The sequence below is a fragment of the Micromonospora sp. ATA51 genome (assembly GCF_016802855.1).
Taxonomy (GTDB): Bacteria; Actinomycetota; Actinomycetes; order Mycobacteriales; family Micromonosporaceae; genus Micromonospora; species Micromonospora sicca.
This window is the reverse complement of sequence record NZ_JAEVHJ010000279.1, coordinates 1-9,062: the sequence shown is the minus strand read 5'-3', so window position 1 is coordinate 9,062 and position 9,062 is coordinate 1. Positions and strand designations below refer to the sequence as shown.

General features: G+C 74.5%; 8 protein-coding genes and 1 pseudogene. 8 read left to right on the top strand and 1 reads right to left on the bottom strand.

Annotated elements, in window-relative coordinates; translation table 11 throughout:
* Positions 1–94: 94 nt before the first annotated feature.
* Positions 95–1,057 (top strand): NADH-quinone oxidoreductase subunit NuoH, encoded by a 963-nt coding sequence (gene nuoH / locus JNW87_RS29805; RefSeq protein ID WP_109802415.1) that lies wholly within the window; start codon positions 95–97, stop codon positions 1,055–1,057.
* 10 nt (positions 1,058–1,067) lie between these two features.
* Here the strand turns inward: nuoH and JNW87_RS29800 are convergent, their stop codons facing one another.
* The gene (locus JNW87_RS29800; protein WP_109802414.1) at positions 1,068–2,114 is read right to left on the bottom strand and encodes a glutathione S-transferase family protein; all 1,047 of its coding nucleotides are present in this window, start codon (positions 2,112–2,114) and stop codon (positions 1,068–1,070) included.
* Positions 2,115–2,222: 108 nt separating this feature from the next.
* Here JNW87_RS29800 and JNW87_RS29795 point away from each other — a divergent pair, with 108 nt between their 5' ends.
* From JNW87_RS29795 to JNW87_RS29765, 7 genes and pseudogenes are all read left to right on the top strand, one after another.
* Entirely contained in the window at positions 2,223–2,654 is a 432-nt protein-coding gene (locus JNW87_RS29795; RefSeq protein ID WP_109802413.1) for an ester cyclase, read from the top strand.
* 88 nt (positions 2,655–2,742) lie between these two features.
* A complete protein-coding gene (locus JNW87_RS29790) occupies positions 2,743–3,333 on the top strand; it encodes an NADH-quinone oxidoreductase subunit I (protein WP_109802412.1) in 591 nt (196 codons plus the stop codon).
* Positions 3,330–3,881, top strand: a complete 552-nt coding sequence (locus JNW87_RS29785) for an NADH-quinone oxidoreductase subunit J (protein ID WP_109802411.1) — start codon at positions 3,330–3,332, stop codon at positions 3,879–3,881. Before JNW87_RS29790 ends, JNW87_RS29785 begins: the two co-directional genes overlap by 4 nt.
* Positions 3,878–4,279, top strand: a complete 402-nt coding sequence (gene nuoK, locus JNW87_RS29780) for an NADH-quinone oxidoreductase subunit NuoK (protein WP_109802410.1) — start codon at positions 3,878–3,880, stop codon at positions 4,277–4,279. Before JNW87_RS29785 ends, nuoK begins: the two co-directional genes overlap by 4 nt.
* On the top strand, positions 4,276–6,189 hold the full coding sequence (locus JNW87_RS29775) for an NADH-quinone oxidoreductase subunit L (protein WP_375373559.1): 1,914 nt from the start codon (positions 4,276–4,278) through the stop codon (positions 6,187–6,189). Before nuoK ends, JNW87_RS29775 begins: the two co-directional genes overlap by 4 nt.
* A 240-nt stretch (positions 6,190–6,429) precedes the next feature.
* Complete coding sequence (locus JNW87_RS29770; protein ID WP_109802408.1) at positions 6,430–7,932, top strand: NuoM family protein; 1,503 nt, start codon at positions 6,430–6,432, stop codon at positions 7,930–7,932.
* A 37-nt stretch (positions 7,933–7,969) separates the two neighbouring features.
* Positions 7,970–9,062: pseudogene (locus tag JNW87_RS29765) on the top strand (NADH-quinone oxidoreductase subunit N); the annotation flags it as partial.

The following is a 9,062-nucleotide window of genomic DNA, read 5'->3' as shown; positions in this document are numbered from 1 at the left end:
CCGCCCGGCCCACCCCCGGTGAGCGCCCGACCGGGCCCGGCCACGCCGAGCCGGCGGCCGGTGCCGAGCCCACGGCCGAGGAAGGGAAGGCCTGATGCCGACCTGGTTGGAGCTGGTCCTCCGGGTGGCCGGCGTGCTGGTCGCGTTCCTCACCCTGCCGCTGGTCGTCGGGCAGGTCGAGCACAAGGTGATGGCGCACATGCAGGGCCGGCTCGGCCCGATGTACGCGGGCGGCTTCCACGGCTGGGCGCAGCTGATCGCCGACGGGATCAAGTTCGTGCAGAAGGAGGACGTCACGCCGCGCGACGCGGACCGGGCCGTCTTCCGGCTGGCCCCGGCGGTGGCGCTGGTGCCGTACCTGCTCGCGCTGCTGGTGATCCCGCTCGGCCCGGGCGACCTGGTGGGGCAGCCGCTGGACATCGGCCTCTTCTTCGTCCTCGCGGTGGTCGGCATCGGCGTGGTGGCGGTGCTGATGTCGGCGTGGGCGTCGGCCAACAAGTACAGCCTGCTCGGCGGCCTGCGCGGCGCGGCCCAGTTGCTCGGCTACGAGCTGCCGCTGGTGCTGGCCGCCGCGTCGGTGGCGATGGCGGCGGGCACGCTCAGCCTCTCCGGCATCGTCGAGGCGTGGCGGCCGTGGTGGCTGCTCTGGCAGGCGCCGGCGATGGTGATCTTCTTCGTCGCCGGGCTGGCGGAGATCCGGCGGCCCCCGTTCGACATGCCGGTCGCCGACTCGGAGCTGGTCTTCGGCTACATGACCGAGTACACCGGCCTGCGCTTCGCCTTCTTCCTGCTCGCCGAGTACGTCGGCATCGTGGTGATCGCCGCGCTGACCACCGTGCTCTTCCTCGGCGGCTGGCAGGGGCCGTTCGCGGACGCCCAGCTCGGCTGGCTCTGGACGCTGCTCAAGGTCTTCGCCGTCGCCTTCGTGATCATCTGGCTGCGGGTGTCCTACCCCCGGCTCCGCGAGGACCAGCTCCAGCGCCTCTGCTGGCTGGTGCTGGTCCCCCTGGCCCTGGCCCAGCTCGTCCTCACCGCCGCGGTCCGCCTCGCCCTCTGAGCGGGGCGGGTCAGCGCAGTGGAGTGTGGGCGGGGTCGACGCGCTCGGCAGGCGGGGGCGGCGGAGGCGGGATGCCGTCGCCGAAGGGACGCCCGCCGAGCTGCTCGCGGTCGTGCGGGGTGAGCCAGTTGGACAGGTCGGGGCCGAGGGGGACCACGCCGGTCGGGTTGATGTCCCGGTGCACCTCGTAGTAGTGCCGCTTGATGTGGTCGAAGTCGGTCGTGTCGCCGAAGCCCGGGGTCTGGAACAGGTCCCGGGCGTACGCCCAGAGCACCGGCATCTCGGCCAGCTTCTGCCGGTTGCACTTGAAGTGGCCGTGGTAGACCGGGTCGAAGCGGGTCAGCGTGGTGAACAGCCGCACGTCCGCCTCGGTGATCGTGTCGCCCACCAGGTACCGCTGCCCGGCCAGCCGCTCGCTCAGCCAGTCCAGCCGGTCGAAGAGCCGGTGGTACGCCTTCTCGTACGCCTCCTGGCTGCCGGCGAAGCCGCACCGGTAGACGCCGTTGTTCACGTCGGCGAAGACCACCGCGTTGACCTCGTCGATCTCGTCGCGCAGCCGCTCCGGGTACAGCTCCGGCGCCCCCTCGCGGTGGTACGCGGTCCACTCGGTCGACAGGTCCAGGCTCATCCGCGCGTAGTCGTTGGTGACCACCCGCCCGGTCGGTACGTCCACCAGCGCCGGCACGGTGATGCCGCGCTCGTACCCCGGGAACCGCTTGAAGTACGCCTCGGCCAGCCGCTCGATGCCGAGCACCGGGTCCCGGCCGCCCGGGTCCAGGTCGAAGGTCCAGCTCCGCTTGTCGTGCGTCGGCCCGGCCACCGCCATCGAGATGGCGTCCTCCAGCCCGAGCAGCCGGCGGACGATGATCAGCCGGTTCGCCCAGGGGCAGGCGCGACTGACCGCCAGCCGGTACCGGCCGGGCTCGACCGGCCAGCCGTCCCGGCCGTCGGCGGTGATCCGGGTGGCGATATAGCGCTGGTCCCGGGTGAACTCGCCGCCCGGCTCGACGTACTTCCCGCCGGTCCGCTCCAGGATCTCGTCGTCGTCCGCGCCCACGCCGCCTCCTCGCCATCGCCCCGCCGGTCACGCCGGCGTCCGACTCCCATCATGGTCGCTCCCGGGTCCCGGGGCAGCCCCGACGCGACGCGGGGCTACGCTGCCGCGGTGACCGATCTGGAGGCGGCGGCCCGACGCTTCATCGCCGACGTGTGGAACGCCGGCCGCGAGGAGACGGCGTACGAACTGATCGCCGAGGACTGCCCGGGGCTGGGTGGGACCGGACCGGCGGCGACGCTGGCCTGGCACCGGGACCGGCGGGCGGCCTTCCCAGACCTGCGCTACAAGGTCGTCGAGCTGGTGGCGGCCGGGGACCGGGTGGCCGTGCACTGGCGGGCCGCCGGCACGCAGGCCGGCCAGTTCGGCCCGGTGCCGCCGACCGGGCGGGTGGTCAGCTACTCCGGGGCGACGTTCCTGCGCTTCGACGAGACGGGCCGGATCCTCGACGTGTGGAGCGTCAACGAGCTGTTCCAGGTCCTCCAGCAGCTCGGCGTGGAAATGCTGCCCCCGCTGCCCGGCGTCACCGACCCCGGGGCCTGATCCGGTCGGCGGAGTCGTTCTCCCCACGATCCCCGTACCGCCGGTAAGAGCCGGGTGGTGGTCGCGCGCGCCGAGGGCACAGGGCAGGATGGGCGGCATGAGTGAGCGCAGCGGCATGCCCGGCGAAGGGCTGGTGAAGGGGCTGGCGGTCACGTTGAAGACGATGACCCGCCGCTCGACCACCCAGCAGTACCCGGACGTCGCCCCCGAGCTGCCACCCCGCTCCCGCGGCGTGATCGCGCTGCTGGAGGAGAACTGCACCGTCTGCATGCTCTGCGCCCGGGAGTGCCCGGACTGGTGCATCTACATCGACTCGCACAAGGAGGAGGTGGCGGTGCCCGGCGCCGCCCGCCCCCGCCAGCGCAACGTGCTCGACAAGTTCGACATCGACTTCTCGCTCTGCATGTACTGCGGCATCTGCGTGGAGGTCTGCCCCTTCGACGCGCTCTACTGGTCCCCGGAGTTCGAGTACGCCGAGCACGACATCAAGGACCTGCTGCACGACAAGGACCACCTCGGCGAGTGGATGGCCACCGTCCCGGCGCCACCCGCGCACGACCCGCACGGCGATCCCTCCAAGGAGGAGACCACCGCCGCGCGCAAGGCCGCGGCCCCGGCCCGCCCTTCCGCCGTACGCCCCGAGCCCGGCCCCGCCGCCGACGGAGGTACGGCCCCATGACGGGTGCGGACCTGCTGCTGCTCGCCCTCGGCGCGGTGGCGGTCGGCGCGGGGGTGCTGGTGGTGAGCACGAAGCACCTGGTCCGGGCCGGTCTCTACCTGGTGGTCTGCCTGGGTGCGCTGGCCGGCGACTACCTCGTGCTCACCGCCGAGCTGGTGGCCTGGGTGCAGGTGCTGATCTACGTCGGCGCGGTGGTCGTGCTGCTGCTCTTCGCGGTGATGCTGACCCGCGCGCCGATCGGCGCCTCCGACGACCTGGACCGGCCGGGCTGGCCGGCCGCCCTGATCGGCGGCGGCAGCGGGCTGGGCCTGGCCGTGCTGCTGGTCGACGCGTTCCGCTGGTCCCGGGTGGAGCTGCCCACGGCGGGCACCGCCGACCGCCTCGGCGAGCAGGTCTTCCGCTCCTGGGTGCTGCCCTTCGAGGTGCTGTCGGTGCTGCTGCTCGCCGCCCTGGTCGGCGCGATCGTGCTCTCCCGCCCCGACATCGGGCGGCCCGGTCCGGTCAGGTCCGCCACGCCGGCCGCCGGTGACGAGGGTGGGCGCGCGTGAGGCCGGTCGTCCCCTACGTCACCGCCGCGCTGCTGTTCGGCCTGGGCGTCTTCGGCGTGCTGCGCCGCCGCAACGCCGTGCTGGTGCTGATGGCCGTCGAGTTGATGCTGAACGCGGTGAACCTGATCCTGGTCACCGCGGACACCACGGTCCGGGCGCAGCTGCCGCACGCCGGGCAGGTCTTCGCGCTTTTCGTGATCGTGCTCGCCGCCGCCGAGATCGGCGTGGGGCTGGCCATCGTGCTCCAGCTCTACCGGCTGCGGGCCAGCGTCGCGGTGGACGAGGTGCCGCTGACCGAGGCGCCGACGCCCGTGCCGGCCGGCGTGGCCGGGGTGGCCGCCGACCGGTCCGCCGCGGGGACCACGGGCGGCGTCGACGGGCCGGAGGTGCGGGGATGAGCGAGGGCATCGGGCGACTGGCGCCGCTCGTACCGCTGCTGCCCGGCCTGCCGTTGGCCGCCGGCCTGGTGGGGCTGCTCCTGCCGCCGTCGCCGCGTGGCGCGGCGACCGGCGAGGACCGGGCCCGGCGGGTGGCGATCGCGCTCGGCGTGGCCGGTGCGGCCGGGGCGCTGCTCGTCGCGCTGGCGCTGCTGACCCGGGTGGACCACCCGGTCGAGGCTTCGACCACCTGGGTCGACCTGGGTGGGCTGCGGGTGACGCTGGGCTACCGGCTGGACGGGGTGGCCGTGCTGGTCGCCACGGCGGTGGCCGCGGTCGCTCTGGCGGTGCAGGTCTACTCGATCGCCTACCTGAAGCGCGGCCCGCACGACGACGTCGAGGTGGACCACCGCTACCCGCCGTACGCGGCGCAGATCAGTCTCTTCACCGCCGCGATGCTGGTCGTGGTGGTCTCCGGCGACCTGATCCTGCTGCTGGTCGGTTGGGAGGTGATGGGCATCTGCTCGTACCTGCTCATCGCCCACGACCGGCGGCTGCCCGAGGCGCCCGCCGCGGCGGTGAAGGCGTTCCTGGTCACCCGGGTCGGCGACGTGGGCTTCCTGCTCGGCATCGCGCTGCTCGGCGTCTCCGCCGGCAGCTTCAAGATCGCCGACGTGCTCGCCCACCCCTACTCCACCGGTACGCTCACCGCCGCCTGCCTGCTGCTGCTCGCCGGGGTGGCCGGCAAGAGCGCCCAGTTCCCGCTGCACACCTGGCTGCCCGACGCGATGGCCGGCCCCACCCCGATCTCCGCGCTGATCCACGCCGCCACCATGGTCGCCGCCGGCGTGTACGCGGTGGCCCGGCTCTTCCCGCTGTTCGAGCGCGCCCCGGTGGCGCTGACCGTGCTCGGCGTGCTGGCCGCGATCACCCTGCTGCTGGGCGCGTTCGCGGCCACCGCGCAGGACGACATCAAGCGGGTGCTGGCCTGGTCGACGGTCTCCCAGATCGGTTACATGACCGGGGCCCTCGCCGTCGGCTCGCCCACGGCGGCGCTGTTCCACCTGCTCAGCCACGCCGCGTTCAAGGCGCTGCTCTTCCTCGCGGCCGGGGCGGTCATCCACGCGGTGGGCACCACGCTGATGTCCCGGATGGGGGGTCTGCGGCGGGGCATGCCGGTGACCTTCTGGTGCACGGTGGTCGGTCTCGGCGCGCTCGCCGGGGTGCCACCGCTGTCGGGCTTCTGGAGCAAGGACGGCGTGCTCGCCGCCGCCGAGGCCGCCGCGCTGGACGGCGCCGGCCCGACGCCGCAGTGGGTCGGCTGGCTGGTCTGGCTGGCCGGGCTGCTCGGCGTCGCCGTCACCGCCTGGTACGCCACCCGCCTGCTGCTGCGCACCTTCTTCGGCGCCACCCGGATCCCGCTGGCGGACCCGCACGACCCGCCGGCGCTGATGCGCTGGCCGGTGCTGGTGCTGGCGGTCCCGGCCGCGCTGCTCGGCCTGGCCGGGTTCTGGGGGCCGTTCATCGGGCGGATCTTCGCGCCCGCCACCGAGGCGGAGCTGACCGACTTCGGCGACTCGCTGACCCACCTGGGCGCGGCGGTGCTGCTCCCGCTGGCCCTCCTGCTGGCCGGCGCGGGGGTCGCGTGGGCGGGCTGGCGCCGGGACTCGGCCGCCGACCCGGCCCGCTTCCTGGGTCCGCTCCGGCCGGTCTTCGCCCGGGCGTTCCGGCTCGACGACGTCCAGCACGCCCTCGTCGTACGCCCGACGAACGCGCTCGCCCGGGCCGCGCGGACCGGGGACGAGCTGGGGGTGGACGGCCTGGTGGAGGGCAGCGGCCACGCCGCGGTGGGTCTGGGCGGCGGCCTGGCCACGCTGCACCGCGCGGCCCTGCCCCGCGCGGCGGCGGCGTACTCGCCGGCGCGCTGCTGATCGGCCTCGCCGTCGCACTGATCGGGGTTGCATCGTGAGCGCGTCGCGAACTGAGGTGGCACCGTGAGCGCGAGGAGTGAGCCGGTGTTGCGAGCCCCGCAGTCGCGAACTGAGGTGGCACCGTGAGCGCGAGGAGTGAGCCGGTGTTGCGAGCCCCGCAGTCGCGAACTGAGGTGACACCGTGAGCGCGAGGAGTGAGCCGGTGTTGCGAGCCCCGCAGTCGCGAACTGAGGTGACACCGTGAGCGTCGGGCAGGTTCTGCTGGTCGCGGTCCTGGCCGTGCCGGCGCTCGGCGCGGTCGCGGTGGCGGCCGTCCCGCACGACCGGGCGGCCCGGCTGACCGGGGTGGTCGCCGCCGCGCTCACCCTGCTCGCCACCGTGCCGCTGGTCGGCGGCGACCACGGCTGGTTCGGCTACGGGCCCCGTCCCGCCGTGCAGCCCTGGCACCAGCTCGACCTGCCCTGGGTGCCCGGCCTCGACCTGCGCTTCCACCTCGGGGTGGACGGGATCTCCTGGCCGCTGGTGGTGCTCACCGCCCTGCTCACCCTGCTCTGCTGTGGGTACACGCTGTGGCGGGTGCCCGACGGTGGCAGCGGCCGGGCCCTGGTCGCGTTGCTGCTGGTGGTCGAGGTGGGCATCCTCGGCACCTTCCTCGCCCTCGACCTGGTGCTGTTCTTCGTCTTCTTCGAGGTCGTCCTGCTCCCGATGTACGCGATCATCGCCGGCTGGGGCGGCGAGGACCGGCGGCGGGCGGCCCGGAAGTTCGTCCTCTACACGCTCCTCGGCTCGGTGCTGCTGCTGGTCGGCGTCTACGTGGTGGTCGCCGCCGCCGGCACCGCCGACCTCGTGACGCTGACCGGCGGGGCCGGGCTGTCCCGGGGCACGCAGCTCGCCGCGTTCGCGCTGCTGGCGCTGGCGTTCGCGGTGAAGAGTCCGCTCTGGCCGCTGCACTCCTGGCTGCCCGACGCGCACACCCAGGCGCCCACCGTCGGCAGCGTCATCCTGGCCGGGGTGCTGCTCAAGATGGGGACGTACGGCCTGATCCGGGTGGCGGTCGGGGTGGCCCCGGAAGGCGCCCGCTGGGCCGCCCCGGTGCTCGGGGTGCTCGCCGTCGCCGCGATCCTGGTCGGCTCGCTGGTCTGCCTCGCGCAGGACGAGCTGAAGCGGCTGATCGCGTACTCCAGCGTCGGGCACATGGGCTTCGTGCTGCTCGGGGTGGCCACGCTCACGGCCACCGGCATCGAGGCGGCGCTGATCGGCAACATCGCGCACGGGGTGATCACCGGCCTGCTCTTCTTCCTGGCCGGGGCGGTCAAGGACCGTACCCACACCGGCTCCCTCGCCGAGCTGTCCGGGCTGCGGGAGACCGCGCCCCGGCTGGCCGGGCTGCTCGGCTTCGCGGCGGTCGCCTCGTTGGGGCTGCCCGGGCTGGCCGGCTTCTGGGGCGAGGCGTTCGCCGTGGTGGCGGCGGTCCGGCGGGGCGGCGGGTTCTGGGTCACCCTGGCGGTGCTGGCCGCGCTCGGCGGGGCGCTGACCGCCGCGTACTTCCTGCGGTTGCTGCGGCAGGTCACCCACGGGCGACCCAGTCCGGCGGTGGGCCGGCTGGCGCCCGGGCTGGCCGGGGCCGAACTGACCGCGTGGGCCCCGCTGGTGCTCCTCGCGCTGGCCGTCGGCCTGGCCCCCGCGCTGGTGCTCGGTTACGCGACCGGCCCGGTGGACGCCCTGGTGGGGGTGCTCAAGTGAACGGGTCCCGGATTCGTCGGTGGGGCGGGGTGGCGGCGTGAGCCTGGTGCAGAGCGTGGACAACGTGGCGCTGCTGCCGGCGTACCTGGCCGCCGGCACCGCCGTGGTCGTGCTCCTGGCCGACCTGCTGGTGGCCCGGGCCGCCGCGACGGTGGCGGTGGCCGCCGTCGCGCGTCGCCACGGCGGTGGGCGCGGCGGTGGTCGGGGCGGGCGGCGAGCGGCGCACCTTCTGCGTGGGCGGTGACTGTTCCTGGCTGTTCAACGGCCGGGCGGCCCTGGTCGCGGCGGTCTTCGCGCTGCTCACCCTGGGGGTACTGGCGTTGTCGGGGCCGCTGCTGCGGGCCGGCCGCACGCCGGTGGGGGAGTACTGCTTCCTGCTCGCCTGCGCGATGACCGGCGGCGTGGTGCTCGGCGCGGCCGGCGACCTGATCACCCTGATCGTGGCGCTGGAGACGCTCACCCTGCCGCTCTACGTCCTGGTCGGCCTGCGCCGGGGCAGCCTGGCCAGCGCCGAGGCGGCGGTGACCTTCTTCGTGGTCAGCGTGGTGGCGACCACGCTGACCCTGCTCGGCGCGGCGCTGCTCTACGCGGTGACCGGCGGGCTGCACCTCGACCGGCTCGGCGCCACCCTCGCCGAGCGGCCGGAGCTGTTGGACCTGCCGTTGACCACGGTCGCGGTGGCGCTGGTGGTGCTCGGGCTGGCGTTCAAGGTGGCGGCGGTGCCGTTCCACGCCTGGGCCCCGGCCACGTACGACGGCGCGCCGCTGCCGGTGGCCGCGTACCTGTCGACCGCGTCGAAGCTGGGCGGGGTGGTGGCCCTGCTCGCCGTGGTCCAGCGGGCGCTGCCGGCCACCGTCACCGGTCCGGTGCTGGCCCTGCTCGCCGTGCTCACCATGACCGTCGGCAACCTGGTGGCGCTGCGCCAGCGGCGTACCGTCCGGCTGCTCGCCTGGTCCTCGGTGGCCCAGGCCGGCTACATCCTCGCCCCGCTCGGCGCGCTCGCGCTGGCGGCCGGCCGCACCGCCGACGCCCGCGCCGGGGCGTACGCGGCCGGCGGTCGCGTACGCGATCTTCTTCGTGGTGCTGGAGCTGGCCGCGTTCGCGGCGGTGGTGGCCCTGCGCCCGGCGGA